General features: G+C 52.8%; 26 protein-coding genes and 2 tRNA genes. 23 read left to right on the top strand and 5 right to left on the bottom strand.

The annotated features are described in order from the left end of the window. Window position 1: 1 nt before the first annotated feature. The 6 genes from mlaE (at window position 2) to murA (ending at window position 3,988) form a co-directional block, all read left to right on the top strand. The gene (gene mlaE, locus GJ746_RS22580; RefSeq protein WP_154682190.1) at window positions 2-784 is read left to right on the top strand and encodes a lipid asymmetry maintenance ABC transporter permease subunit MlaE; all 783 of its coding nucleotides are present in this window, start codon (window positions 2-4) and stop codon (window positions 782-784) included. A 4-nt stretch (window positions 785-788) separates the two neighbouring features. Then, window positions 789-1,340, top strand: a complete 552-nt coding sequence (gene mlaD, locus GJ746_RS22575) for an outer membrane lipid asymmetry maintenance protein MlaD (RefSeq protein WP_154682189.1) — start codon at window positions 789-791, stop codon at window positions 1,338-1,340. 18 nt (window positions 1,341-1,358) lie between these two features. Further along, window positions 1,359-1,994, top strand: a complete 636-nt coding sequence (gene mlaC / locus GJ746_RS22570) for a phospholipid-binding protein MlaC (RefSeq protein WP_154682188.1) — start codon at window positions 1,359-1,361, stop codon at window positions 1,992-1,994. Beyond that, window positions 1,994-2,284, top strand: a complete 291-nt coding sequence (gene mlaB, locus GJ746_RS22565) for a lipid asymmetry maintenance protein MlaB (RefSeq protein ID WP_154682187.1) — start codon at window positions 1,994-1,996, stop codon at window positions 2,282-2,284. The genes mlaC and mlaB overlap by 1 nt, the downstream gene beginning before the upstream one ends. A 135-nt stretch (window positions 2,285-2,419) precedes the next feature. Next, the gene (ibaG, locus tag GJ746_RS22560) at window positions 2,420-2,674 is read left to right on the top strand and encodes a BolA family iron metabolism protein IbaG (RefSeq protein WP_004106141.1); all 255 of its coding nucleotides are present in this window, start codon (window positions 2,420-2,422) and stop codon (window positions 2,672-2,674) included. A gap of 54 nt (window positions 2,675-2,728) precedes the next feature. Further along, a complete protein-coding gene (murA, locus tag GJ746_RS22555) occupies window positions 2,729-3,988 on the top strand; it encodes a UDP-N-acetylglucosamine 1-carboxyvinyltransferase (protein WP_154682186.1) in 1,260 nt (419 codons plus the stop codon). Window positions 3,989-4,045: 57 nt separating this feature from the next. On the opposite strand, the gene sfsB is transcribed toward murA, so the two are convergent. Then, window positions 4,046-4,318 carry a DNA-binding transcriptional regulator SfsB gene (gene sfsB / locus GJ746_RS22550; RefSeq protein WP_004106127.1) on the bottom strand — a complete coding sequence of 91 codons (273 nt, stop codon included), beginning with the start codon at window positions 4,316-4,318 and terminating at the stop codon, window positions 4,046-4,048. Window positions 4,319-4,513: 195 nt separating this feature from the next. Then, a complete protein-coding gene (ispB, locus tag GJ746_RS22545; RefSeq protein WP_154682185.1) occupies window positions 4,514-5,485 on the bottom strand; it encodes an octaprenyl diphosphate synthase in 972 nt (323 codons plus the stop codon). A gap of 260 nt (window positions 5,486-5,745) precedes the next feature. On the opposite strand from ispB, the gene rplU reads away from it, so the two are divergent. From rplU to cgtA, 4 genes are all read left to right on the top strand, one after another. Beyond that, complete coding sequence (rplU, locus tag GJ746_RS22540) at window positions 5,746-6,057, top strand: 50S ribosomal protein L21 (protein WP_004106123.1); 312 nt, start codon at window positions 5,746-5,748, stop codon at window positions 6,055-6,057. A 19-nt stretch (window positions 6,058-6,076) separates the two neighbouring features. Further along, window positions 6,077-6,334: a 50S ribosomal protein L27 gene (rpmA, locus tag GJ746_RS22535; RefSeq protein ID WP_003861831.1), complete on the top strand. Its 258-nt coding sequence runs from the start codon at window positions 6,077-6,079 to the stop codon at window positions 6,332-6,334. 95 nt (window positions 6,335-6,429) lie between these two features. Beyond that, window positions 6,430-7,395, top strand: coding sequence for a DMT family transporter (locus GJ746_RS22530; protein WP_154682184.1), 966 nt, complete (start codon window positions 6,430-6,432; stop codon window positions 7,393-7,395). A 15-nt stretch (window positions 7,396-7,410) separates the two neighbouring features. Next, window positions 7,411-8,583, top strand: coding sequence for an Obg family GTPase CgtA (gene cgtA / locus GJ746_RS22525; protein WP_154682183.1), 1,173 nt, complete (start codon window positions 7,411-7,413; stop codon window positions 8,581-8,583). A gap of 45 nt (window positions 8,584-8,628) precedes the next feature. Here cgtA and dacB read toward each other — a convergent pair whose 3' ends face one another. Continuing rightward, the gene (gene dacB / locus GJ746_RS22520; protein WP_154682182.1) at window positions 8,629-10,062 is read right to left on the bottom strand and encodes a serine-type D-Ala-D-Ala carboxypeptidase; all 1,434 of its coding nucleotides are present in this window, start codon (window positions 10,060-10,062) and stop codon (window positions 8,629-8,631) included. Window positions 10,063-10,296: 234 nt separating this feature from the next. Between dacB and greA the strand changes: the two genes are divergently transcribed. Beyond that, window positions 10,297-10,773 carry a transcription elongation factor GreA gene (greA, locus tag GJ746_RS22515; RefSeq protein ID WP_154682181.1) on the top strand — a complete coding sequence of 159 codons (477 nt, stop codon included), beginning with the start codon at window positions 10,297-10,299 and terminating at the stop codon, window positions 10,771-10,773. A 152-nt stretch (window positions 10,774-10,925) separates the two neighbouring features. On the opposite strand, the gene yhbY is transcribed toward greA, so the two are convergent. Next, complete coding sequence (yhbY, locus tag GJ746_RS22510) at window positions 10,926-11,219, bottom strand: ribosome assembly RNA-binding protein YhbY (RefSeq protein ID WP_004139797.1); 294 nt, start codon at window positions 11,217-11,219, stop codon at window positions 10,926-10,928. Between the two features lie 124 nt (window positions 11,220-11,343). Between yhbY and rlmE the strand changes: the two genes are divergently transcribed. The 6 genes from rlmE (at window position 11,344) to GJ746_RS22480 (ending at window position 16,943) form a co-directional block, all read left to right on the top strand. Continuing rightward, a complete protein-coding gene (gene rlmE, locus GJ746_RS22505) occupies window positions 11,344-11,973 on the top strand; it encodes a 23S rRNA (uridine(2552)-2'-O)-methyltransferase RlmE (protein WP_004106110.1) in 630 nt (209 codons plus the stop codon). 99 nt (window positions 11,974-12,072) lie between these two features. Then, complete coding sequence (gene ftsH, locus GJ746_RS22500) at window positions 12,073-14,007, top strand: ATP-dependent zinc metalloprotease FtsH (protein WP_004139802.1); 1,935 nt, start codon at window positions 12,073-12,075, stop codon at window positions 14,005-14,007. 97 nt (window positions 14,008-14,104) lie between these two features. Then, window positions 14,105-14,953, top strand: a complete 849-nt coding sequence (folP, locus tag GJ746_RS22495) for a dihydropteroate synthase (RefSeq protein ID WP_154682180.1) — start codon at window positions 14,105-14,107, stop codon at window positions 14,951-14,953. Beyond that, on the top strand, window positions 14,946-16,283 hold the full coding sequence (glmM, locus tag GJ746_RS22490; protein WP_154682179.1) for a phosphoglucosamine mutase: 1,338 nt from the start codon (window positions 14,946-14,948) through the stop codon (window positions 16,281-16,283). The genes folP and glmM overlap by 8 nt, the downstream gene beginning before the upstream one ends. A gap of 229 nt (window positions 16,284-16,512) precedes the next feature. Beyond that, a complete protein-coding gene (secG, locus tag GJ746_RS22485) occupies window positions 16,513-16,842 on the top strand; it encodes a preprotein translocase subunit SecG (protein WP_004106103.1) in 330 nt (109 codons plus the stop codon). 14 nt (window positions 16,843-16,856) lie between these two features. Further along, window positions 16,857-16,943: transfer RNA gene (locus GJ746_RS22480), tRNA-Leu, on the top strand. Between the two features lie 148 nt (window positions 16,944-17,091). On the opposite strand, the gene argG is transcribed toward GJ746_RS22480, so the two are convergent. Further along, entirely contained in the window at window positions 17,092-18,435 is a 1,344-nt protein-coding gene (argG, locus tag GJ746_RS22475; RefSeq protein WP_154682178.1) for an argininosuccinate synthase, read from the bottom strand. A gap of 307 nt (window positions 18,436-18,742) precedes the next feature. Here argG and GJ746_RS22470 point away from each other — a divergent pair. From GJ746_RS22470 to truB, 6 genes are all read left to right on the top strand, one after another. Beyond that, window positions 18,743-18,819 (top strand) — tRNA-Met (locus GJ746_RS22470). 206 nt (window positions 18,820-19,025) lie between these two features. Next, window positions 19,026-19,478: a ribosome maturation factor RimP gene (gene rimP / locus GJ746_RS22465; RefSeq protein WP_154682177.1), complete on the top strand. Its 453-nt coding sequence runs from the start codon at window positions 19,026-19,028 to the stop codon at window positions 19,476-19,478. Between the two features lie 27 nt (window positions 19,479-19,505). Further along, window positions 19,506-20,993, top strand: coding sequence for a transcription termination factor NusA (gene nusA / locus GJ746_RS22460; RefSeq protein ID WP_004125657.1), 1,488 nt, complete (start codon window positions 19,506-19,508; stop codon window positions 20,991-20,993). A gap of 24 nt (window positions 20,994-21,017) precedes the next feature. Then, window positions 21,018-23,708 (top strand): translation initiation factor IF-2, encoded by a 2,691-nt coding sequence (infB, locus tag GJ746_RS22455; protein ID WP_154682176.1) that lies wholly within the window; start codon window positions 21,018-21,020, stop codon window positions 23,706-23,708. 91 nt (window positions 23,709-23,799) lie between these two features. Next, complete coding sequence (rbfA, locus tag GJ746_RS22450; RefSeq protein ID WP_004106092.1) at window positions 23,800-24,201, top strand: 30S ribosome-binding factor RbfA; 402 nt, start codon at window positions 23,800-23,802, stop codon at window positions 24,199-24,201. Then, window positions 24,201-25,145, top strand: a complete 945-nt coding sequence (truB, locus tag GJ746_RS22445) for a tRNA pseudouridine(55) synthase TruB (RefSeq protein WP_154682175.1) — start codon at window positions 24,201-24,203, stop codon at window positions 25,143-25,145. The genes rbfA and truB overlap by 1 nt, the downstream gene beginning before the upstream one ends. The last annotated feature ends 139 nt before the right edge of the window (window positions 25,146-25,284 follow it).

The raw sequence follows: 25,284 nt of genomic DNA, 5'->3' as shown, positions 1-25,284 counted from the left end.
CATGTTGTTAAATGCGCTAGCCGCGCTCGGGCACCGCGGTATTAAAACTATCGCGACGTTCGGGCGTGCTGGATTGATGCTCTTCAACGCTGTTGTGGGCAAGCCTGAGTTTCGCAAGCATGCGCCGCTGCTGGTACGTCAGCTGTATAACGTTGGCGTGCTTTCGATGTTAATCATCATTGTATCGGGGCTGTTTATCGGTATGGTGCTGGGTCTGCAGGGCTATCTGGTATTAACCACCTATAGCGCCGAAACCAGTCTGGGTATGCTGGTGGCACTGTCGCTGCTGCGTGAGCTGGGGCCGGTGGTTGCCGCACTGTTGTTTGCCGGACGGGCAGGTTCGGCGCTGACAGCCGAAATTGGTCTGATGCGCGCAACTGAACAGCTCTCCAGTATGGAGATGATGGCGGTTGACCCGCTTCGCCGAGTAATTTCCCCGCGTTTCTGGGCCGGGGTGATTTCACTGCCGTTGTTGACGATTATTTTTGTGGCGGTCGGCGTATGGGGCGGCTCGCTGGTTGGTGTCAGCTGGAAGGGCATCGATGGCGGATTCTTCTGGACCGCCATGCAAAGTGCCGTTGACTGGCGGATGGACCTGGTTAACTGCCTGATTAAGAGTCTGGTTTTCGCCATTACGGTAACATGGATCGCGTTATTTAACGGTTATGACGCTATCCCCACTTCCGCCGGGATTAGCCGGGCGACGACGCGTACCGTGGTACATGCGTCGCTGGCGGTACTGGGGCTGGATTTTGTGCTGACTGCGCTGATGTTTGGGAATTGAGTTCATGCAAACGAGAAAAAATGAAATCTGGGTCGGGGTATTTTTACTGGTTGCGCTGCTGGCCGCGCTGTTTGTCTGCCTGAAGGCGGCAAACGTAACCTCTTTACGTACGGAACCGACCTATCGGCTTTATGCCACTTTTGACAATATTGGCGGTCTGAAAGCACGCTCTCCGGTGAGAATTGGCGGCGTTGTCGTGGGACGCGTGGCGGATATTACCCTCGATCCTAAAACCTACCTGCCTCGCGTAGCGCTCGATATTGATGAGCGCTACAACCACATCCCGGATACCAGCTCGCTGGCGATCAGAACTTCCGGCCTGCTGGGCGAACAGTACCTGGCGATGAACATCGGGTTTGAAGACCCTGAACTGGGAACATCTATCCTTAAAGATGGCGGCATCATTCAGGACACCAAATCCGCAATGGTGCTGGAAGATTTGATAGGCCAGTTCCTTTATAACAGTAAAGGTAGCGACAATAAGAATTCTGGCGATGAACAGGCTGCTGGAGAGAGTCATACTGACGCTACGCAGCCAGCCGGCACGACGCACTAATTTCAGGAGAGATGAGACATGTTTAAACGCTTACTAATGGTCGCTATGCTGGCGATCGCCCCCTTAACTGCGGCGACCGCTGCGGATCAATCTAATCCGTATAAGCTTATGGACGAAGCGGCACAGAAAACTTTCGATCGCCTGAAGAACGAGCAGCCTAAAATCCAGGCTAATCCGAACTACCTGCGCGATATCGTCGATCAGGAGCTGCTGCCGTACGTTCAGGTGAAATACGCCGGTGCGCTGGTATTAGGTCGTTACTACAAAGAAGCGACCCCGGCCCAGCGTGAAGCCTATTTTGCCGCCTTCCGTGAATATCTGAAGCAGGCCTACGGCCAGGCGCTGGCGATGTATCACGGTCAGACCTATCAGATTGCACCTGAACAGCCTCTGGGTGACGCGACCATTATTCCTATCCGCGTAACTATTCTTGACCCAAATGGCCGTCCGCCGGTTCGCCTGGATTTCCAGTGGCGTAAAAATACCCAAACCGGTAACTGGCAGGCGTACGACATGATTGCGGAAGGGGTGAGCATGATCACCACTAAACAAAATGAATGGAGCGACCTGCTGCGCACCAAAGGCGTTGATGGTCTGACCGCACAGCTGAAGGCAAGCTCCGCGCAGCCGATTACCCTGGAACAGAAAAAATAATGACCGGACAGCTAAGCTGGGCTCGCGATGGCGAGACGCTGGCGCTGCGCGGAGAGCTGGATCAGGATCTGCTGGTCCCGCTGTGGGAAGCACGCGCTCAGGCGACGGATGGCGTGTCGGCGATCGACCTGAGCGCAGTGACCCGCGTGGATACTGCCGGGCTGGCGCTATTGGTGCATTTTATTGCGCTGGTGCGTCAGCAGGGCCGGGAAGCCAAACTGATCGGAAAGAGTGAGAATCTGCAAACGCTGGTCAAGCTATATAACCTTCCTGCCGATATGATCCCATAAATTTTTCAGTGCCTTACTGCTAAAGCTATTCTGAAAGCCCCATCAAACTTTTCGATGGGGCTTTTTGCTTGTTTAAGACAGCGCCACTTTCCTCTAAGATGTTGGGCTGTTTTCACTATCAGATAAATTTAGCCCATGGAAAATCATGAAATTCAGACCGTGCTGATGAACGCACTCTCCCTCCAGGAAGTCCACGTCTCTGGCGATGGCAGCCACTTTCAGGTTATTGCTGTGGGTGAGATGTTCGACGGCATGAGTCGGGTCAAGAAGCAGCAGGCTATCTACGCCCCGCTGATGGAATATATTGCCGATAACCGCATCCATGCTCTGTCGATTAAAGCGTTTACTCCGCAGGAGTGGGCGCGAGACCGCAAACTAAATGGCTTATAAGCTGTGGGGATGTTCCCCGCAGCGAATGTGATTTCTTAACAGAGAACAGAATCAATGGATAAATTCCGTGTTCAGGGGCCGACTCGTCTTCAGGGCGAGGTCACCATTTCCGGCGCGAAAAACGCCGCCCTGCCAATCCTCTTTGCCGCGCTGCTGGCCGAAGAGCCGATTGAGATCCAAAATGTACCGAAGCTAAAAGACATCGATACCACCATGAAACTGCTGAGCCAGCTGGGCGCGAACGTTAAGCGCAATGGCTCGGTATGGATCGACGCTGGCCCGGTTGACGTTTTCTGTGCTCCGTATGACCTCGTTAAAACCATGCGCGCATCTATTTGGGCGCTGGGGCCGCTGGTGGCTCGTTTTGGTCAGGGTCAGGTTTCACTCCCCGGTGGTTGCGCCATTGGCGCGCGTCCCGTTGATTTACATATCACCGGCCTTGAGCAGCTGGGCGCGGAAATCAAACTGGAAGAAGGTTATGTTAAGGCGTCGGTCAATGGACGTCTGAAAGGGGCGCATATCGTGATGGATAAGGTCAGCGTTGGCGCTACCGTCACCATCATGAGCGCCGCAACGCTGGCCGAAGGCACTACCATTATCGAAAACGCCGCGCGTGAACCGGAGATTGTCGATACCGCGAACTTCCTTAATACGCTGGGCGCGAAAATCAAAGGTCAGGGGACCGATCGCATCACCATCGAGGGCGTAGAGCGCCTTGGCGGTGGCGTCTATCGTGTTCTACCGGATCGCATTGAAACCGGGACATTCCTGGTGGCTGCGGCGATCTCTGGCGGTAAGATTATGTGCCGCAATGCGCAACCGGATACCCTTGATGCTGTTCTGGCGAAGCTGCGTGATGCCGGAGCGGATATCGAAACGGGCGAAGACTGGATTAGTCTCGACATGCACGGCAATCGCCCGAAGGCGGTCAACGTTCGCACCGCTCCGCACCCGGGATTCCCGACCGATATGCAGGCCCAGTTCACCTTACTGAATCTGGTTGCTGAAGGAACGGGCGTGATCACCGAAACTATCTTTGAAAACCGTTTCATGCATATTCCGGAACTGATCCGTATGGGTGCGCATGCGGAAATCGAGAGTAATACGGCGATTTGCCACGGCGTGGAGCAGCTTTCTGGCGCCCAGGTGATGGCAACGGATCTACGCGCATCAGCCAGTCTGGTACTGGCTGGCTGTATCGCGGAAGGTACGACGATTGTCGATCGTATTTACCACATTGACCGCGGTTACGAACGTATCGAAGATAAACTGCAGGCGCTGGGCGCGAATATTGAGCGTATCAAAGGCGAATAAATCTTGTAGCAGCAGCCCTCTGACGTTGGTCCGGGGGCTGTTACCTGCGGCCTCGCTCTATTTGTTATTCTTCCTTTGGCGCATCATTTGCGTTCTGTCGATAAACTGGTGGGTATGAGGATCGTGATAGCGCGATGGCCAGATCACCCACGGATCGGTTTCCAGCGCGTTAGCAATAATCAGCTCGCCTTTGGGCCACGGCCGGGTTAAAGCATTGGCGAGAGTTGAAGAACTTAAACCATTACGCCGCGATTCAGCTGCCAGCGACGTCCCTTTTTTGCGTAATCCGGCAATAATATCCGCCGGATGCCAGTCGATGAACTTATCCATAAATTCTCCGGGTAATTAAATTCTGCTCGTCCTTAATGGGCGACAAAATGACTATACCTTTAGTTCCAGTATTGTTCTAACAAGTTCTTTTAATGGGTTTGATATTAGGAATATATCAAGACCAGAGGCTGGAAAGAGATTTTTTGGAATTTACTGGAGCTTTCCCGCGATTTACGCGGGAAAGGGAGAGGGGGCTTAATGATCGCGCTTCACGGCGATATGGGCGAGGCCAATTAGCGCTTCGCGCCATTGGGTATCCGGAAGGACCTGAAGCGCGGCAATCGCTTTATCAGCTTCTTCCTCCGCGCGCTTTTGGGTCCATTCAAGCGAGCCGCAGGTAGCCATCGTTTCCAGTACGGCTTCGAGAAGATGACGGCCGTTGCCCTGCTCAATCGCTCCACGGATCATGGCTGATTGCTCGGAGTTGCCGTGTTGCATAGCGTGCAGCAGCGGAAGGGTGGGTTTGCCTTCATTCAGATCGTCACCGACATTTTTACCCAGCCGTTCACCGTCTGAACTGTAGTCGAGTAAATCGTCAATCAGCTGGAAAGCGGTACCCAGATAGCGTCCATAATCCTGTAACGCTTGTTCTTCTTCTGCGGTACAGCCGGCGAGAATTCCGGAGCACTGAGCTGCGGCTTCAAATAAACGGGCGGTCTTGCTGTAAATGACCCGCATATAGTTTTCTTCTGTGATATCCGGGTCGTTAACGTTCATTAACTGCAGGACTTCGCCTTCTGCAATAACGTTAACGGCTTCCGACATCACTTCGAGAACTCTTAATGAACCAAGGCTGGTCATCATCTGAAAGGCGCGTGTGTAGATGAAATCGCCAACCAGCACGCTAGCGGCGTTGCCAAAAGCGGCGTTTGCCGTGGCTTTTCCCCGGCGCATGTCAGACTCATCGACGACATCATCATGCAGCAGGGTGGCGGTATGGATAAATTCGATCAGTGCAGCAATGGCGACATGAGCATTACCCTGATAGCCGACGGCACGTGCAGCCAGTACGGCAATCATCGGGCGAATGCGTTTACCGCCTCCGCTAATGATGTAGTAGCCTAACTGATTGATAAGCTGGACATCAGAGTCGAGTTGCTCAAGGATTGTCGCATTAACGCCCGCCATGTCCTGCGCGGTTAACTCATTGATTTTTTCTAAATTCATCGCAAAAGCCGGGCCAAATGTCCTGTTACTGCGTATCCGAATGGGATCACAGAAGGATTAAGATAGAATTAAAAGAAGATGTGATTGTACTGAAAAATTGCCGTAGTTAAACGCTGGAGTGAAAGTTGTGTTTTTTTTCTGCGTTGATCGCTGATCGCTCTTGTCAAAGGCTCGCGTTTTGCGTAATATTCGCGCCCTATTGTGAATATTTATAGCGCACTCTGAATCATACGAAGAGGTGCGCGGAAGCGGAGTTCTATATGTACGCGGTTTTCCAAAGTGGTGGTAAACAACACCGAGTAAGCGAAGGTCAAACCATTCGCCTGGAAAAGCTGGACATCGCAACTGGCGAAGCTGTTGAGTTCGCTGAAGTGCTGATGATCGCAAACGGTGAAGAAATTAAGATCGGCGTTCCTTTCGTTGAGGGCGGCGTAATTAAAGCTGAAGTTGTTGCACACGGTCGTGGCGAGAAAGTTAAAATCGTTAAGTTTCGTCGTCGTAAACACTACCGTAAGCAGCAGGGCCATCGTCAGTGGTTCACTGATGTGAAAATTACTGGCATCAGCGCCTAAGACCTGAGGAGAGATTTAAATGGCACATAAAAAGGCTGGCGGCTCAACTCGTAACGGTCGCGATTCAGAAGCTAAACGCCTGGGCGTTAAGCGTTTCGGTGGCGAATCCGTTCTGGCGGGTAGCATCATCGTTCGTCAACGTGGTACCAAGTTCCACGCTGGCACTAACGTAGGTTGCGGTCGTGACCACACTCTGTTTGCTAAAGCAGACGGTAAAGTGAAATTCGAAGTTAAAGGCCCGAACAACCGTAAATACATCAGCATCGTTGCTGAGTAAGTTTTTCGTGGTCCGGTAACGGATTAAAGCCCCGCAACGTGTTGCGGGGCTTTTTACATTGAAAACCCGGAAAACTTTCTGCAAGGATAACGGGCATGAAGCAGCAGGCCGGCATCGGCATAGTTTTAGCGCTCACCACAGCGATGTGTTGGGGGGCCCTGCCGATCGCAATGAAGCAGGTTCTTGAGGTCATGGAACCGCCGACGGTGGTTTTTTATCGCTTTTTGATGGCAAGTATTGGTCTTGGCGCCATTCTGGCTATGAAAAGAAAACTGCCTCCGCTGCGTATTTTTCGCAAGCCGCGCTGGCTGATATTGCTGGTTATTGCGACAGCTGGCTTGTTCGGTAACTTCATTCTGTTTAGTTCTTCCTTGCAATATCTCAGCCCCACCGCTTCTCAGGTGATTGGCCAGTTATCCCCGGTCGGTATGATGGTGGCCAGCGTTTTTGTCCTCAAGGAGAAAATGCGCGGCACTCAAGTCGTGGGTGCGCTAATGCTGGTGAGCGGTCTGGTGATGTTTTTTAACACCAGCCTGATTGAGATTTTTACCCGCCTGACGGACTACACGTGGGGGGTAATTTTCGGCGTAGGGGCGGCAATGGTATGGGTCAGCTACGGCGTCGCGCAAAAGGTGTTATTACGCCGTCTGGCGTCACAGCAAATTCTTTTTTTGCTGTACACTTTATGTACGATATCGCTCTTGCCGCTGGCGACGCCTTCACAGGTGTTGGCATTAAGCGACTGGCAGCTGGCCTGCCTGGTTTTTTGTGGGCTAAACACCCTTGTAGGATACGGTGCGCTGGCGGAAGCGATGGCGCGCTGGCAGGCGGCGCAGGTGAGCGCGTTGATTACTTTAACGCCGCTATTCACGCTGCTATTTTCAGATTTATTATCACTGGCCTGGCCCGACGTTTTCGCCAGACCGCTGTTGAACCTGATGGGTTATCTCGGTGCGTTTGTCGTGGTTGCGGGCGCGATGTATTCCGCCGTCGGTCATCGTCTTTGGGGACGGTGGCGTAAGCGAGAAGCGGTTGTGCCGCTCCCCCGCTCAGGCGAATGATTTACGGAGAGTAAAATGAAGTTTGTTGATGAAGCAACGATCCTGGTCGTTGCAGGCGATGGCGGTAATGGTTGCGTTAGCTTCCGCCGCGAAAAATATATCCCGCGAGGCGGCCCGGACGGCGGTGACGGCGGTGACGGCGGTGATGTCTGGCTTGAAGCGGACGAAAACCTGAACACCCTGATTGACTATCGTTTTGAAAAGTCTTTCCGCGCCGAGCGCGGGCAGAACGGCCAGAGCCGCGACTGTACCGGTAAACGTGGTAAAGACGTGACGGTGAAAGTGCCGGTAGGGACGCGTGTGATTGACCAGGGAACCGGCGAAACGATGGGCGATATGACCAAACACGGTCAGCGCCTGATGGTCGCAAAAGGCGGCTGGCACGGCCTGGGTAATACCCGTTTCAAATCTTCCGTTAACCGTACCCCGCGCCAAAAGACGATGGGTACGCCGGGCGATAAGCGCGACCTGCAGCTGGAGCTGATGCTGCTGGCGGACGTTGGAATGCTGGGAATGCCCAATGCGGGCAAATCGACCTTTATCCGTGCTGTTTCTGCAGCGAAGCCTAAAGTCGCTGACTATCCGTTCACGACGCTGGTGCCGAGCCTCGGCGTGGTGCGTATGGATAACGAGAAGAGCTTCGTGGTTGCGGATATTCCAGGGCTGATTGAAGGCGCTGCTGAAGGCGCAGGCCTCGGTATCCGCTTCCTGAAGCACCTGGAGCGCTGCCGCGTGCTGCTGCATCTCATCGATATCGAACCGATTGACGGCTCCGATCCGGTTGAGAACGCGCGGATCATTATCGGTGAGCTGGAAAAATACAGTGAGAAGCTGGCTTCTAAACCGCGCTGGCTGGTCTTTAACAAAATTGACCTGATGGACAAAGCCGAGGCGGAAGCCAAAGCGAAAGCCATCGCTGAAGCTTTGGGCTGGGAAGATAAGTTCTACCTGATTTCGGCTGCCAGCCAGCAGGGCGTCAAAGACCTGTGCTGGGACGTCATGACCTTTATCATTGAAAACCCGGTTGTGCATGTGGAAGAAGCGAAGCCCGCGGAAAAAGTCGAGTTTATGTGGGACGACTACCACCGCCAGCAGCTTGAAGAAGCTGAAGTGGAAGATGATGAAGACTGGGATGACGATTGGGACGAAGACGACGAAGAAGGCGTTGAATTCATCTACAAACGTTAATTCTGAGCAAACTAAAAGGGCCGCATCATATGCGGCCCTTTTGTTTTAGTTATTCTGATAAAGATCTTTGTACAGCCGGCTCTCGAACCGCACCAGCGGAATCCGCCGGTTACGCTGATCGGCCGGTGGTACGGCGTAGCCTGACAAATATTGCACGAACGCCATCTTCTGCCCGCTGGCCGTAGTGATGAAGCCGGCCAGGTTATACACCCCCTGCAACGAACCCGTTTTGGCGGAAACTTTGCCATCAACGCCAGCCTGATGCAGACCGGCGCGATATTGCAGAGAGCCATCATGACCAGCCAGAGGCAGCATCGAGATAAAGTTGAGCTCGTTATCGTGCTGGGCGATGTACTGCAGTACCTGCATCATCGTCGCCGGCGCGATAAGGTTGTGGCGCGACAGGCCTGAGCCATCGGCAATAATGGTATTCCCGAGATCGACACCGGCCTGCTGGCGCAGGATTTGCCGTACGGCATCGGAGCCCGCCCGCCAGGTACCCGGTACGCTGAAACGAGCATGACCAATAGTGCGGAATACCGTATCAGCGATCATGTTGTCCGATTTTTTCAGCATAATACGCAGCAGATCGTGCAGCGGCGCAGACTGTGTACTCGCCAGGACGGTACCCGGATCGTTCGCCAGCGTTTGACGCAGCAGCGTGCCGCTCCAGGTGATGTCGGCATCAGTCAGCTCGGCTTTCAGTATCGCACCGGCATAGCTGGCGCCATCCTGAATGGCGAATGCCAGCGGCAGAGGTTCGCTACGCTGCGGCAGACAGCCGGTCAGGGTATAGCGGTTCAAATCGCCGGGGACCACGTCGAGTTCACAATACTGCGCTTCAGCAGCGCCGCGGGCCAAAGTTCTCACCTGACTGAACATGGTCACCGGGTAGTAAGATGCCACGCGGATAAACGCCAGGTCGCCCGGCTTTTGCGCGCTATAGAGCGAGATGGAGAAACAGTTACGATCGACAATAGCCGCTGCCGGAGGTGCGCTAAAGCACTGCGTCATATCGTTCCATGGCCATCCCGGCGCTTTGTCATGGCTGGCGAAAACGGAGGTATCGATTAGTACGTTGCCTTCGATGCGCTGCACGCCCGCTTTCTTCAGCGTGGCCACCATATTGCGAATATCCTGGCGCTTTAAGGTCGGATCGCCGCCAAAGCGTGCGATAAGATCGCCCTTCAGAACGCCGCCATCGAGTGTGCCTTTTGTTTCCAGCGTCGTGGTAAAGCGAAAGTCGGGACCCAGCTGCAGTAGCGCGGCAAGCGCGGTTATAACCTTCTGGGTGCTGGCGGGAAGCGCCATCTGCTGGCTATGATAATCTATCTCCGGCGTCGCGGAGCCTACCTTCTGCGCCATAAAGGCAAGGTTTGCGCCCGCAGGTAGTTGGTTGATGTACTCGTCAATATTCGCCGCTTGAGCGCTAATCGCTATGCCGGCAGTCAATCCGATGATAAATCTGGGAAATCGCATAATCTCGCGCTAACAACCTGAAACCAGTCCGTCATACTACGGTGCAACGCCCTGTAAAGTAAACGATGACCCATAGTGAACTTCAGGGTAAAATACGTATCAAATTGAAAATTGCTGCTGACCTGGGGATGATTTCCCGGGTCGGTTTTCTTTTGCTCCGGCCCTGCTCAAGTCTTGACCGGCTGCGGAGCGACGTTGTCCGCTCCTTGAAGGAATGACAAAGAGGTATAACAAATGCAAGCTATTCCGATGACCTTACGTGGTGCTGAAAAACTGCGCGAAGAACTGGATTTCCTGAAGTCCGTACGTCGTCCTGAAATTATCGCGGCTATTGCCGAGGCGCGAGAGCACGGCGATCTGAAAGAAAATGCCGAGTATCATGCTGCCCGCGAACAGCAGGGCTTCTGTGAAGGCCGCATTAAAGATATTGAAGCGAAGCTCTCCAACGCGCAGGTCATTGATATCACCAAAATGCCTAACAATGGCCGGGTGATTTTTGGCTGTACGGTCAGCGTTCTGAATCTTGATACGGATGAAGAGCAAACTTATCGTATCGTCGGCGATGATGAGGCCGACTTTAAGCAAAATCTGATCTCTGTGAATTCACCGATTGCACGTGGTCTGATCGGCAAAGAGCAGGATGATGTTGTTGTCATTCGCACGCCGGGCGGTGAAGTCGAATTCGAAATTATTAAGGTTGAGTACCTTTAATCCGAATTTAACGCTACGATGTTGATGGATTGTAAAGAAAGGAAAAAGGCCGCGTAGCGGCCTTTTATCAACGTCCGGAGCATGGCATTTTGCTCGTCTACCCGCAGAAAACCCTCGATTTACACAAAGTTGTGTCGATAACCAGGATATTCTTAGCGTGGCAGCGAGATTTTACGCTCTTTAGTCGGGCGGTACAGAACTAGCGTTTTCCCGATGACCTGTACATTACAGGCGCCGGTTTCGCGCACGATAGCTTCCACGATCAAGGTTTTAGTTTCGCGATCTTCCGAGGCGATCTTCACCTTGATAAGTTCATGGTGCTCTAACGCTTGTTCAATCTCGGCCAGTACCCCTTCGGTCAAACCATTGTTGCCAAGCATAACTACCGGCTTGAGCGGATGTGCCAGACCTTTCAGGTGCTGTTTTTGTTTAGTACTCAGATTCATCGTATTATTTTGCTTACGTTGGGATTGAAAACGGTTCATTCTACCGCCATCTCCCATATATCGCCAAACTACCGCGTCGATTTTTACGTCGCGAAGTACGATGAACCCGAAATGGGAATGTTAAATGACAGGTAAAAAGCGTTCTGCCAGCTCAAGTCGTTGGCTTCAGGAACACTTTAGCGATAAATATGTTCAACAGGCACAGAAAAAGGGGTTACGTTCCCGCGCCTGGTTTAAACTTGATGAAATACAGCAAAGTGACAAGATTTTTAAACCGGGGATGACGATAGTCGACCTCGGCGCTGCACCCGGTGGCTGGTCGCAATATGCGGTTACGCAAATCGGTAACAGCGGCCGCATCATTGCTTGCGATCTTTTACCTATGGATCCAATCGTTGGTGTGGACTTCCTTCAGGGCGACTTTCGTGATGAATTAGTCCTGAAAGCGTTACTTGAGCGTGTAGGTGACAGTAAAGTACAAGTTGTCATGTCCGATATGGCGCCAAATATGTGTGGAACACCGGCGGTGGATATTCCCCGGGCCATGTATCTGGTGGAACTGGCGCTTGGAATGGCTCGTGATGTATTAGCGCCAGGTGGTAGTTTTGTAGTGAAGGTGTTCCAGGGCGAAGGCTTCGATGAGTATCTAAGAGAGATTCGCTCCCTGTTTACGAAGGTCAAAGTTCGTAAGCCGGACTCTTCTCGCGCCCGTTCGCGTGAAGTGTATATTGTAGCGACCGGGCGTAAACCATAACCGGCAGAATTCAACCGAAAGTTTGAAAGACGCTGGATATAGAGTATCCTGACGCTGTTTTTAACACAGTTGTAATAAGAGGTTAATCCCTTGAGTGACATGGCGAAAAACCTAATACTCTGGCTGGTCATTGCCGTTGTGCTGATGTCAGTTTTCCAGAGCTTTGGGCCCAGCGAGTCGAATGGCCGAAAGGTAGATTATTCAACCTTCCTGCAAGAGGTCAATCAGGACCAGGTTCGCGAAGCGCGTATCAACGGACGTGAGATCAACGTTACCAAGAAAGATAGTAACCGTTACACGACTTACATTCCGGTTAACGATCCGAAGCTGCTTGATAACCTGTTGACTAAAAACGTCAAAGTGGTTGGCGAACCGCCGGAAGAGCCAAGCCTGCTGGCTTCTATCTTCATTTCATGGTTCCCGATGCTGTTACTAATCGGCGTCTGGATCTTCTTTATGCGCCAGATGCAGGGCGGCGGTGGCAAAGGCGCCATGTCGTTCGGTAAGAGCAAGGCGCGCATGCTAACGGAAGATCAGATTAAAACCACTTTTGCCGACGTTGCGGGTTGTGACGAAGCGAAAGAAGAAGTGGCTGAGCTGGTTGAGTACCTGCGTGAGCCGAGCCGTTTCCAGAAGCTGGGCGGTAAAATCCCGAAAGGCGTCCTGATGGTCGGTCCTCCGGGTACTGGTAAAACCTTGCTGGCAAAAGCCATTGCAGGTGAAGCGAAGGTCCCATTCTTTACGATTTCCGGTTCTGACTTCGTTGAAATGTTCGTTGGTGTTGGTGCATCCCGCGTGCGCGACATGTTCGAGCAAGCCAAGAAAGCGGCTCCGTGCATCATCTTTATCGATGAAATCGACGCCGTAGGCCGCCAGCGTGGCGCAGGCCTGGGCGGTGGTCACGATGAACGTGAACAGACGCTGAACCAGATGCTGGTTGAGATGGATGGCTTCGAGGGTAACGAAGGTATCATCGTTATCGCGGCAACCAACCGTCCGGATGTTCTTGACCCTGCGCTGCTGCGTCCGGGCCGTTTCGACCGTCAGGTTGTCGTTGGTCTGCCGGATGTTCGCGGTCGTGAACAGATCCTGAAAGTGCATATGCGTCGCGTACCGCTGGCGCCGGATATCGACGCGGCAATCATTGCTCGTGGTACTCCTGGCTTCTCCGGTGCCGATCTGGCAAACCTGGTGAACGAAGCGGCGCTGTTTGCTGCTCGTGGCAACAAGCGCGTTGTATCGATGGTGGAATTTGAAAAAGCGAAAGACAAAATCATGATGGGTGCGGAACGTCGCTCCATGGTGATGACGGAAGCGCAGAAAGAGTCCACCGCATATCACGAAGCGGGCCACGCGATTATCGGTCGCCTGGTGCCGGAACACGATCCGGTGCACAAAGTAACGATTATTCCGCGCGGTCGCGCATTGGGTGTGACTTTCTTCCTGCCTGAAGGCGATGCGATCAGCGCCAGCCGTCAGAAGCTTGAGAGTCAGATTTCTACCCTGTACGGCGGTCGTCTGGCGGAAGAGATTATCTACGGCGTAGAACATGTTTCTACCGGTGCGTCGAACGACATTAAAGTGGCGACCAACCTGGCGCGTAACATGGTGACCCAGTGGGGCTTCTCTGACAAACTCGGCCCGTTGCTGTATGCCGAAGAAGAAGGTGAAGTATTCCTTGGCCGCAGCGTCGCGAAAGCGAAGCATATGTCCGATGAAACGGCTCGTATCATCGACCAGGAAGTGAAGTCACTGATTGAGCGTAACTACAATCGTGCACGTCAGCTCCTGAACGATAACATGGACATCCTGCATGCAATGAAAGATGCGCTCATGAAATATGAGACCATCGATGCTCCGCAGATTGATGATCTGATGGCTCGCCGCGATGTTCGCCCGCCAGCGGGTTGGGAAGAACCGGGTTCGTCCAACAATTCTGACAACAATGGCACCCCTCGTGCTCCGCGTCCGGTCGATGAACCGCGTACGCCAAACCCGGGCAATACCATGTCAGAACAGCTGGGCGACAAATAAGTCAGCCGTTATTGATGCTGTTGTACTTTTTAAAACCCCTGGGCGTTTGCTCCGGGGTTTTTCTTTTTCAATCTTTCTCTGACTCAGGGATTTAGCGATGAAACTTGTAGCCCAGGGCTCAACCCTCGATCTCTCTCATCCACATGTGATGGGTATTCTTAATGTTACTCCAGATTCATTCTCTGACGGTGGAACACACAACACGCTGATAGAGGCCGTTAAACATGCCAATCTGATGATTAACGCTGGAGCGACCATCATTGATATCGGTGGAGAATCGACGCGTCCTGGGGCTGCTGATGTCAGCGTTGACGAAGAGCTGGCGCGAGTGATTCCGACGGTAGAAGCGATTGCCCAGCGTTTTGAAGTATGGATTTCCGTTGATACCTCAAAGCCGGAGGTCATTCGTGAGTCAGCGCGCGTTGGTGCGCATATCATCAATGATATCCGTTCGCTTACCGAACCGGGAGCGCTGGAAGCCGCAGCCGAAACGGGATTGCCAGTATGCCTGATGCATATGCAGGGGCAGCCGAAGACGATGCAGGAAGCGCCGAAGTATGCGGACGTGTTTGCTGACGTAGAGCGCTTTTTTGTCGAACATATTGTGCGCTGCGAGCGGGCAGGTATCTCAAAAGATAAATTGTTGCTCGACCCGGGATTCGGTTTCGGTAAAAATCTTTCCCATAATTATGAACTGCTTGCCCGACTTGGTGAGTTCCATCATTTCGGTCTTCCGCTGCTGGTAGGTATGTCGCGGAAATCGATGATAGGTCAGTTACTTAACGTCGGGCCAGCGGAACGTCTGAACGGCAGTCTGGCTTGCGCAGTCATTGCTGCCATGCAGGGCGCGCAAATTATTCGCGTCCATGATGTCAAAGAAACGGTAGAAGCGCTGCGCGTGGTGGAAGCTACCCTGGCCGCTAAGGAAAATAAACGTTATGAGTAACCGCAAATATTTTGGTACCGATGGTATTCGTGGCCGCGTGGGTGATGCGCCAATTACGCCTGAGTTTGTGTTAAAGCTGGGCTGGGCGGCAGGTAAAGTGCTGGCGCGCCACGGTTCACGGAAGATTATTATTGGTAAAGATACCCGTATCTCTGGCTATATGCTGGAGTCCGCTCTGGAAGCGGGCCTGGCGGCCGCGGGATTATCAGCATCTTTTACCGGCCCTATGCCAACCCCGGCAATTGCCTATCTGACGCGTACCTTCCGTGCGGAAGCCGGGATTGTGATTTCCGCGTCGCATAATCCGTTCTATGACAACGGCATTAAATTCTTCTCTATCGAAGGCACTAAGCTTCCGGATGAAGTTGAAGAAGCTATTGAAGCCGAAATGGAAAAAGAGCTGACCTGCGTCGATTCTGCGGAGTTGGGTAAAGCCAGTCGTATCGTTGACGCAGCCGGTCGCTATATCGAGTTTTGTAAAGGCACTTTTCCGAATGAGCTGAGCCTCAATTCTCTGAAAGTGGTGGTCGATTGCGCCCATGGGGCGACTTATCATATCGCGCCGAGCGTTTTCCGTGAGCTGGGTGCTCAGGTTATCGCGATGGGCTGCGAGCCTGATGGACTCAACATTAATGAAGAAGTAGGGGCGACGGATGTGCGTGCTCTGCAGGCGCGCGTATTAGCGGAAAAAGCTGACCTCGGTATTGCCTACGATGGTGATGGCGATCGGGTCATTATGGTTGATCATGAAGGCAATAAAGTCGATGGTGACCAGATCCTTTATATCATTGCCCGTGAGGGATTGCGTCAGGGGCAGCTGCGCGGCGGCGCCGTCGGGACGCTGATGAGCAACATGGGGCTGGAACTGGCGCTCAAACAGCTGGGAATTCCTTTTGTTCGCGCGAAGGTGGGAGACCGCTATGTGCTGGAGAAACTTCAGGAGAAAGGCTGGCGTATTGGCGCAGAAAACTCCGGTCATGTGATCCTGCTGGACAAAACCACCACGGGGGATGGGATTGTCGCCAGCCTGCAGGTGGTGGCAGCGATGGTACGCAACCATATGAGCCTGCACGACCTGTGCAGCGGAATGAAAATGTTCCCGCAGATTCTGGTTAACGTGCGCTTTACTGAAGGTAGCGGTAACCCGCTGGAACATGAGCACGTGAAAGCGGTAACGGCAGAAGTAGAAGCTGCGCTGGGGAACCGCGGTCGCGTATTACTGCGCAAATCAGGCACCGAGCCGCTGATTCGCGTCATGGTAGAAGGCGAGCATGAAGAACAGGTGCATGAATTTGCCCATCGTATCGCTGATGCCGTAAAAAGCGTTTAATTTGACTTGCTAAGTGATTAAAAAGGCGGCGCTTGCCGCTTTTTTAATCGACAATAAATCGCTTTTTGCTGTTTTTTTCTGCACTTGATACAATGCGCTGAAATTGCCCTTGCGAAGGTCATTCGCTTTGGTTAGTATTCACACCCGCTTCAGTGGGAAACATTAAAACGTCCCGCTTTATTGGTCGAAGCACTTGGTATGCGGCGAATCCGCAAGGAACAGGTTGATTATGTACGAAGCTCTTTTAGTTGTTTTCCTTATTGTAGCGATTGGCCTTGTTGGTCTGATTATGCTGCAGCAAGGTAAAGGCGCTGATATGGGAGCCTCCTTCGGAGCAGGCGCTTCCGGCACTCTGTTTGGATCCAGCGGTTCTGGTAACTTCATGACCCGCATGACTGGTATCCTGGCTGCGCTGTTCTTCATCATCAGTCTGGCGCTGGGTAATATCAACAGCAACAAGACCAATAAAGGAAGTGAGTGGGATAACCTGAGCGCTCCGAAAACTGAGCAAACTCAGCCGACAGCTCCGGCACAGCCGAGCAGTGATATCCCGCACTAATAAGTTGTATCCGTACCGAGGTGGTGGAATTGGTAGACACGCTACCTTGAGGTGGTAGTGCCCTAACGGGCTTGTGGGTTCGAGTCCCATCCTCGGTACCAATTTCTGAAAAAGAGACGCTAAAAGCGTCTTTTTTTCGTCCCGAGAAAGGTGGGGACGCGAGGCCGCTTCTGATATTTCAGCGAAGCTTTGGGTGATTATTTCTGTATAAAAAAGGCCGCTTGCGCGGCCTTAGTATTTTCTGGTGGGTTACTTACCCTTGTTTTCCAGATTTTCCACCTGCGGTAAACCGGTGGCGGAAGACGCTGTCAGCAGTCCGGACTGGGCATAACCAAAAAGTTTTTCGCGCGTATCGGTGATATCCAGATTACGCATAGTGAGCTGGCCGATACGGTCCTCTGCGGAGAACATCGAGTCGCCTTTTTCCATTGTCAGACGCTCTGCTTTATAGGTCAGATTATCTGAGACGGTATTCAGGATGGAGTAGTCGTTACCGCGACGGAGCTCAAGAGTGACTTCACCGGTGATTTGGCTTGCTACCCAGCGCTGCAGGCCGTCACGCAGCATCAGTGCCTGTGAGTCGAACCAGCGCCCCTGATACAGCAGACGACCCAGCTGACGGCCGTGTGCATGATATTGCTCAATGGTATCTTCGTTATGAATACCGGTTAAAAGACGTTCATAGGCGATATGCAGTAACGCCATTCCCGGGGCCTCATAAATGCCGCGGCTCTTCGCTTCTATAATACGGTTTTCAATTTGATCGCTCATACCCAGGCCATGGCGGCCGCCGATGCGGTTAGCCTCCATCATCAGCTCAACGTCATCGCTGAAGGTCTGGCCATTCAGCGCTACCGGATGACCCTGTTCAAAACGAACGGTAACTTCTTCCGCAGCGATTTTGACGTTTTCGTCCCAGAATTTGACGCCCATAATCGGGTTCACAATCTTGACGCTGGAGTTCAGGAACTCAAGATCTTTAGCTTCGTGCGTTGCACCCAGCATATTGGAGTCGGTGGAGTAGGCTTTTTCAACCGACATTTTATAGTCAAACCCGCAGGAGATCATAAACTCTGACATCTCCTGGCGGCCGCCTAACTCGTCGATAAAGTCGCTATCCAGCCACGGTTTGTAAATTTTCAGCTCAGCGTTGGTCAGCAGACCGTAACGATAGAAACGTTCGATATCGTTACCTTTATAGGTACTGCCGTCGCCCCAGATGTTAACGCCGTCTTCTTTCATTGCGGCGACCAGCATAGTACCAGTCACTGCGCGGCCCAGCGGAGTGGTATTAAAGTAGGTTAACCCGCCGGTGGTGTTATGAAATGCGCCGCACTGGATTGCAGCAATACCTTCCGCAACCAGCTGCTTACGGCAGTCGATCAGACGAGCTCCTTCAGCACCATACTCTTTGGCACGACGAGGAATGGCTTCGTAATCGTCTTCATCTGGCTGTCCCAGGTTAGCAGTATATGCATAAGGGACCGCCCCTTTTTTACGCATCCACAGCAGCGCGGCGCTGGTATCCAGTCCACCAGAAAAAGCGATACCAATACGTTGGCCAACCGGGAGATGCTTGAGAATCGTCGTCATAAAATAAAACCCTGCTAGATAGACTGTGGTGAGTTTGACTCAACAATCTTTATTGCATGTTTATGCATTAATTGTGAGTTTTCATTTAATCATCTTTTGCTGGCGACAGGAAGAGGCTCTGCGTCTTTTTGCCAAAAAACCCAGAAATACCAGCGTGAAGAGAAACCTGCAACGTGAAATTCATGTTGACAAAATATATGAAGTATCAATACAATTCACTACGATTTTATGTCCCGTCTCTCGGTACCAAATCCCAGCAGTATTTGCGTCTTTTGCTCAAAACGAGTAAAATATGCCACGTTTCAGGCGCGGGGTGGAGCAGCCTGGTAGCTCGTCGGGCTCATAACCCGAAGGTCGTCGGTTCAAATCCGGCCCCCGCAACCACTTTCCCAATAAGTACTTTTTCAAATATACTGTGAGGACCGGGTCCTTCGTAGACGAATTTGAAAGAATTCTTCTGGAAAGTGTTCCAGATCGCAGTTGCGATCTCAGGGTTCAGTTATCTAAAGCCCCGATTTATCGGGGTTTTTTGTTATCTGACTTCAGAATAACTGGGCTATACGCCCTTTTTTTATGTCTTGGGGGTGGGTTTGTCCACATTAGAGCAAAAATTAACAGAGATGCTCACTGCGCCAGTTGAAGCGCTTGGCTTTGAGCTGGTCGGCATCGAATTTATTCGCGGTCGCACGTCCACACTGCGCATCTATATTGATAGTGAAGATGGCATCAATGTTGATGATTGTGCTGATGTGAGCCACCAGGTCAGTGCTGTTATGGATGTCGAAGACCCGATCACAGTCGCTTATAACCTGGAAGTTTCTTCCCCTGGTCTCGATCGTCCTATGTTTACCGCCGAGCACTATGAGCGTTTCATCGGCGAAGAAGTTTCGCTGGTTTTGCGCATGGCGGTACAAAACCGACGCAAATGGCAGGGCATTATCAAAGCGGTAGACGGTGAGATGATCACGGTAACCGTCGAAGGCAAAGATGAAGTGTTCGCGCTGAGTAACATCCAGAAGGCGAACCTGGTTCCCCACTTTTAACAGTCTGGATTGAGGTGAAAGGCCCCGATGAACAAAGAAATTTTGGCTGTTGTTGAAGCCGTTTCCAACGAAAAGGCGCTGCCGCGTGAGAAAATTTTCGAAGCGTTGGAAAGTGCGCTGGCAACGGCTACCAAGAAAAAATACGAGCAAGAGATCGACGTTCGCGTAGAGATCGATCGCAAAAGCGGTGATTTTGATACTTTCCGTCGCTGGTTGGTGGTTGAAGAAGTCACTCAGCCGACGCGCGAAATCACGCTGGAAGCTGCGCGCTACGAAGATGAAAGCATGAATCCTGGCGATTACGTCGAAGACCAGATTGAATCTGTCACCTTTGACCGTATCACTACGCAGACCGCAAAGCAGGTTATCGTACAAAAAGTACGTGAAGCTGAACGCGCAATGGTCGTTGATCAGTTCCGTGAGCACGAAGGTGAAATCATCACGGGCGTAGTGAAGAAAGTTAACCGCGACAACATCACGTTGGATCTGGGCAACAATGCTGAAGCTGTGATCCTGCGCGAAGATATGTTACCGCGTGAGAACTTCCGTCCGGGTGACCGTATCCGCGGCGTACTGTATGCAGTTCGTCCGGAAGCGCGCGGCGCACAGCTGTTCGTGACTCGCTCCAAGCCGGAAATGCTGGTTGAACTGTTCCGCATTGAAGTGCCGGAAATTGGTGAAGAAGTTCTCGAAATTAAAGCGGCGGCTCGCGATCCTGGCTCCCGCGCCAAAATCGCAGTGAAAACCAACGACAAGCGTATTGACCCGGTCGGTGCCTGCGTCGGTATGCGCGGCGCGCGCGTTCAGGCAGTTTCTACTGAACTGGGCGGCGAGCGTATCGATATCGTCCTGTGGGATGATAACCCGGCGCAGTTCGTGATTAACGCCATGGCTCCGGCTGATGTCGCATCTATCGTGGTAGATGAAGACAAGCACACTATGGATATCGCGGTAGAGGCGGGTAACCTGGCACAGGCCATTGGCCGTAACGGTCAGAACGTGCGTCTGGCCTCTCAGCTGAGCGGTTGGGAACTCAACGTTATGACCGTTGATGATCTCCAGGCTAAGCATCAGGCCGAAGCCCATGCAGCGATTGATACCTTCACTAAATATCTTGATATTGATGAAGATTTCGCCACGCTGCTGGTTGAGGAAGGTTTCGCCACTCTGGAAGAGCTGGCCTATGTGCCAATGAAAGAACTGCTGGAAATTGACGGTCTGGATGAAGCGACCGTTGAAGCACTCCGTGAGCGTGCGAAAAACGCGCTGACCACGCTGGCGCTGGCTAAAGAAGAAAGCCTGGGAGACAGCAAACCTGCCGACGATCTTTTGAATCTGGAAGGCATGGATCGCGCCCTGGCATTTACCCTGGCCGCTCGTGGTGTTTGTACGCTGGAAGATCTCGCCGAGCAGGGCATTGATGATCTGGCTGATATCGAAGGCTTGACCGATGAGAAAGCCGGAGAACTTATCATGGCCGCTCGTAATATTTGTTGGTTCGGCGACGAAGCGTAATAAACTGTAGCAGGAAGGAACAGCATGACAGATGTGACCATTAAAGCGCTGGCCTCAGAGATTCAGACCTCTGTGGATCGCCTGATACAGCAATTTGCTGATGCAGGGATCCGCAAATCAGCTGATGATTCTGTGACCGCGCAAGAGAAACAAACTTTGTTGACGCACCTGAACCGTGAACATGGCTCAGCGCCCGACAAACTGACGCTGCAGCGCAAAACGCGCAGTACGTTAAATATTCCAGGTACCGGTGGAAAGAGTAAATCGGTACAAATCGAAGTCCGCAAGAAACGCACCTTTGTGAAACGCGATCCGCAAGAGGCCGAGCGCCTTGCCGCGGAAGAGCAGGCGCAGCGTGAAGCGGAAGAGCAAGCCCGTCGTGAGGCAGAAGAATCAGCCAAACGCGAGGCGCAATTAAAAGCTGAACGTGAGGCCGCAGAACAAGCGAAACGTGAACTCGCCGACAAAGCGAAACGTGAAGCCGCGGAAAAAGACAAAGTGAGCAATCAACAAACCGACGATATGACCAAAACCGCCCAGGCTGAAAAGCAACGCCGCGAAAACGAAGCTGCGGAGCTGAAGCGCAAATCGGAAGAAGAAGCACGCCGCAAACTTGAAGAAGAAGCGCGCCGTGTAGCGGAAGAAGCACGCCGTATGGCTCAAGAAAATGAAAAAAACTGGACTGAAGCGCCAGAAACTCCGGAAGAAACCACTGACTATCACGTAACCACGTCTCAGCATGCACGTCAGGCTGAAGACGATAACGACCGTGAAGTTGAAGGCGGCCGCGGCCGCGGACGCAACGCTAAAGCCGCGCGTCCGGCGAAGAAAGGCAACAAACACGCTGAATCTAAAGCCGATCGTGAAGAAGCCCGCGCGGCGGTTCGCGGTGGTAAAGGCGGTAAACATCGCAAAGGTTCCACCTTGCAGCAAGGCTTCCAGAAGCCCGCTCAGGCTGTTAACCGCGATGTGATTATCGGTGAAACCATCACCGTTGGCGATCTGGCCAACAAAATGGCCGTCAAAGGTTCTCAGGTCATCAAAGCGATGATGAAACTGGGCGCCATGGCAACCATCAACCAGGTCATCGACCAGGAAACCGCACAGCTGGTTGCCGAAGAGATGGGCCACAAAGTTATCCTGCGTCGTGAAAACGAGCTGGAAGAAGCGGTAATGAGCGACCGTGATACCGGCGCTGCGGCTGAACCGCGCGCACCGGTAGTGACCATTATGGGTCACGTTGACCATGGTAAAACCTCTCTGCTGGACTACATTCGTTCCACGAAAGTTGCCTCTGGCGAAGCGGGCGGCATTACCCAGCACATCGGTGCGTACCACGTCGAAACCGACAACGGTATGATCACCTTCCTGGATACTCCGGGCCACGCCGCGTTTACCTCTATGCGTGCTCGCGGTGCGCAGGCGACGGATATCGTGGTTCTGGTTGTGGCGGCAGACGACGGCGTGATGCCGCAGACCATCGAAGCTATCCAGCACGCGAAAGCGGCGGGTGTGCCGGTTGTGGTTGCGGTGAACAAAATCGATAAGCCGGAAGCGGATCCGGATCGCGTTAAAAACGAACTGTCCCAGTACGGCATTCTGCCGGAAGAGTGGGGCGGTGAGAGCCAGTTCGTCCACGTATCTGCTAAAGCGGGTACAGGTATCGACGAACTGCTGGACGCAATCCTGCTGCAGGCTGAAGTTCTGGAGCTGAAAGCGGTTCGTAAAGGTATGGCGAGCGGCGCGGTTATCGAATCCTTCCTGGATAAAGGTCGTGGTCCGGTTGCTACCGTTCTGGTACGTGAAGGTACGCTGCATAAAGGCGATATCGTTCTGTGCGGTTTCGAATACGGTCGCGTTCGTGCGATGCGTAACGAACTGGGTCAGGAAGTGCTGGAAGCGGGCCCATCCATTCCGGTGGAAATCCTTGGCCTGTCAGGCGTACCGGCTGCCGGTGACGAAGTTACCGTTGTTCGTGATGAGAAGAAAGCACGTGAAGTTGCGCTGTATCGTCAGGGTAAATTCCGTGAAGTTAAACTGGCTCGTCAGCAGAAATCTAAGCTTGAGAACATGTTCGCCAACATGACCGAAGGCGAAGTTCACGAAGTGAACATCGTCCTCAAAGCGGACGTTCAGGGCTCTGTGGAAGCGATCTCCGACTCCTTACTGAAACTGTCGACCGACGAAGTGAAAGTGAAGATCATCGGTTCCGGCGTAGGTGGTATCACCGAAACCGACGCGACCCTGGCTGCGGCATCCAACGCAATTCTGGTTGGCTTTAACGTTCGTGCTGATGCATCCGCACGTAAAGTTATCGACGCGGAAAGCCTGGATCTGCGCTACTACTCCGTCATCTACCATCTGATCGACGAAGTGAAAGCAGCGATGAGCGGCATGCTGTCTCCGGAACTGAAACAGCAGATCATTGGTCTGGCGGAAGTTCGTGATGTGTTCAAATCGCCGAAATTCGGCGCTATCGCGGGCTGTATGGTTACCGAAGGTACGATCAAGCGTCACAACCCAATCCGCGTACTGCGCGACAACGTGGTTATCTATGAAGGCGAGCTGGAATCCCTGCGCCGCTTCAAAGATGACGTTAACGAAGTTCGTAACGGTATGGAATGTGGTATCGGCGTTAAGAACTACAACGACGTTCGCGTTGGCGATATGATCGAAGTGTTCGAAATCATCGAGATTCAACGTACCATCGATTAATCGTTTAGTAGACCGGGGAAGCGCAGCGCCACCCGGTTATACAAAATTAAAGGGGGCCGCGTGGCCCCCTTATTTGTCTGGAGAATTTATTATGGCGAAAGAATTTGGTCGCCCGCAGCGCGTGGCCCAGGAGATGCAAAAAGAGATCGCAATCATCCTGCAGCGCGAAATTAAAGACCCGCGTCTGGGCATGATGACCACCGTTTCCGGTGTCGAAATGTCCCGCGATCTGGCCTATGCCAAAGTGTTCGTAACCTTCCTTAACGACAAAGACGAAGCCGCCGTAAAAGCGGGCATCAAGGCTTTGCAGGAAGCGTCTGGTTTCATCCGCTCGCTGCTGGGCAAAGCAATGCGCCTGCGTATCGTGCCGGAACTGACCTTCTTCTACGATAATTCATTAGTCGAAGGGATGCGCATGTCGAACCTGGTGACCAGCGTGGTGAAACATGACGATGAGCGTCGTGTGAATCCGGACGACAGTAAGGAGGACTAATGAGTCGTCCTCGTCGTCGCGGTCGCGACGTGCACGGCGTACTGTTGTTGGATAAACCGCAAGGTGCCTCCAGCAACGACGTGCTGCAGAAAATTAAACGACTTTATAATGCTAACCGGGCAGGGCATACGGGAGCGCTGGATCCGCTGGCGACCGGCATGCTGCCGATTTGCCTCGGGGAAGCGACAAAGTTTTCCCAGTATCTGCTCGATTCTGACAAGCGCTACCGCGTGATTGCTAAGCTTGGCCAGCGCACCGATACCTCTGATGCCGATGGCCAGGTGGTGGAAGAACGTCCGTTGACTTTTAGTCCTGAGCAGCTGGCAGCCGCGCTCGACAGCTTCCGCGGGGAAACCCAGCAGGTGCCATCGATGTATTCGGCGCTGAAATACCAGGGGAAAAAACTGTACGAATATGCCCGTCAGGGGATTGAAGTACCGCGTGAATCCCGGCCGATTACGGTTTACGAGCTGCTGTTTATTCGCCATGAGGGGACGGAGCTTGAGCTGGAAATCCACTGCTCGAAAGGCACCTACATTCGCACGATTATTGATGATTTAGGCGAGAAGCTAGGATGTGGCGCGCACGTCATTTTCCTGCGTCGCCTGGCGGTCAGTAAATATCCCGTTGAACGAATGGTGACGCTTGAGCAGCTGCAGGCGCTGGTTGAACAGGCGAATGCCCAGGATATTCCCGCAGCCCAACTGCTGGATCCGCTTTTGATGTCGATGGACAGTCCGGCTTCGGATTACCCGCTGGTTAATATTCCGGAAACATCAGCCGTCTACTTTAAAAACGGTAACCCGGTTCGGACATCGGGCGCGCCGCTGCAGGGACTGGTTCGCGTCACCGAAGGTGATGAAGAGAAGTTTCTTGGCATGGGTGAAATCGACGATGAAGGCCGCGTGGCGCCTCGTCGTCTGGTGGTTGAATACCCTGTCTGAGCGCTTTCCTTGCGATAAAAGGCTGCTGCGAGTAGAATATCGCCGCTTAACGCCCGCTAAAGTGTTTTAACATTTGCGAGCGTTATATCAGGGGTTGCTGAATTAGAGATCGGCACCCTTTCTTTCTTTTAATTTGGAG

The organism is Klebsiella oxytoca, from assembly GCF_009707385.1.
Lineage (GTDB): Bacteria > Pseudomonadota > Gammaproteobacteria > Enterobacterales > Enterobacteriaceae > Klebsiella > Klebsiella oxytoca_C.
The sequence above is the reverse complement of the archived record's forward strand: the minus strand, read 5'-3'. Positions and strand labels throughout refer to the sequence as shown.

Bases quoted from the DNA above. Each gene is read 5' to 3' on its own strand.
- mlaE (WP_154682190.1), top strand. From the start codon at position 2: ATGTTGTTAAATGCGCTAGCCGCGCTCGGGCACCGCGGTATTAAAACT.
- mlaD (WP_154682189.1), top strand. From the start codon at position 789: ATGCAAACGAGAAAAAATGAAATCTGGGTCGGGGTATTTTTACTGGTT.
- mlaC (WP_154682188.1), top strand. From the start codon at position 1,359: ATGTTTAAACGCTTACTAATGGTCGCTATGCTGGCGATCGCCCCCTTA.
- mlaB (WP_154682187.1), top strand. From the start codon at position 1,994: ATGACCGGACAGCTAAGCTGGGCTCGCGATGGCGAGACGCTGGCGCTG.
- ibaG (WP_004106141.1), top strand. From the start codon at position 2,420: ATGGAAAATCATGAAATTCAGACCGTGCTGATGAACGCACTCTCCCTC.
- murA (WP_154682186.1), top strand. From the start codon at position 2,729: ATGGATAAATTCCGTGTTCAGGGGCCGACTCGTCTTCAGGGCGAGGTC.
- sfsB (WP_004106127.1), bottom strand. From the start codon at position 4,318: ATGGATAAGTTCATCGACTGGCATCCGGCGGATATTATTGCCGGATTA.
- ispB (WP_154682185.1), bottom strand. From the start codon at position 5,485: ATGAATTTAGAAAAAATCAATGAGTTAACCGCGCAGGACATGGCGGGC.
- rplU (WP_004106123.1), top strand. From the start codon at position 5,746: ATGTACGCGGTTTTCCAAAGTGGTGGTAAACAACACCGAGTAAGCGAA.
- rpmA (WP_003861831.1), top strand. From the start codon at position 6,077: ATGGCACATAAAAAGGCTGGCGGCTCAACTCGTAACGGTCGCGATTCA.
- GJ746_RS22530 (WP_154682184.1), top strand. From the start codon at position 6,430: ATGAAGCAGCAGGCCGGCATCGGCATAGTTTTAGCGCTCACCACAGCG.
- cgtA (WP_154682183.1), top strand. From the start codon at position 7,411: ATGAAGTTTGTTGATGAAGCAACGATCCTGGTCGTTGCAGGCGATGGC.
- dacB (WP_154682182.1), bottom strand. From the start codon at position 10,062: ATGCGATTTCCCAGATTTATCATCGGATTGACTGCCGGCATAGCGATT.
- greA (WP_154682181.1), top strand. From the start codon at position 10,297: ATGCAAGCTATTCCGATGACCTTACGTGGTGCTGAAAAACTGCGCGAA.
- yhbY (WP_004139797.1), bottom strand. From the start codon at position 11,219: ATGAATCTGAGTACTAAACAAAAACAGCACCTGAAAGGTCTGGCACAT.
- rlmE (WP_004106110.1), top strand. From the start codon at position 11,344: ATGACAGGTAAAAAGCGTTCTGCCAGCTCAAGTCGTTGGCTTCAGGAA.
- ftsH (WP_004139802.1), top strand. From the start codon at position 12,073: ATGGCGAAAAACCTAATACTCTGGCTGGTCATTGCCGTTGTGCTGATG.
- folP (WP_154682180.1), top strand. From the start codon at position 14,105: ATGAAACTTGTAGCCCAGGGCTCAACCCTCGATCTCTCTCATCCACAT.
- glmM (WP_154682179.1), top strand. From the start codon at position 14,946: ATGAGTAACCGCAAATATTTTGGTACCGATGGTATTCGTGGCCGCGTG.
- secG (WP_004106103.1), top strand. From the start codon at position 16,513: ATGTACGAAGCTCTTTTAGTTGTTTTCCTTATTGTAGCGATTGGCCTT.
- argG (WP_154682178.1), bottom strand. From the start codon at position 18,435: ATGACGACGATTCTCAAGCATCTCCCGGTTGGCCAACGTATTGGTATC.
- nusA (WP_004125657.1), top strand. From the start codon at position 19,506: ATGAACAAAGAAATTTTGGCTGTTGTTGAAGCCGTTTCCAACGAAAAG.
- infB (WP_154682176.1), top strand. From the start codon at position 21,018: ATGACAGATGTGACCATTAAAGCGCTGGCCTCAGAGATTCAGACCTCT.
- rbfA (WP_004106092.1), top strand. From the start codon at position 23,800: ATGGCGAAAGAATTTGGTCGCCCGCAGCGCGTGGCCCAGGAGATGCAA.
- truB (WP_154682175.1), top strand. From the start codon at position 24,201: ATGAGTCGTCCTCGTCGTCGCGGTCGCGACGTGCACGGCGTACTGTTG.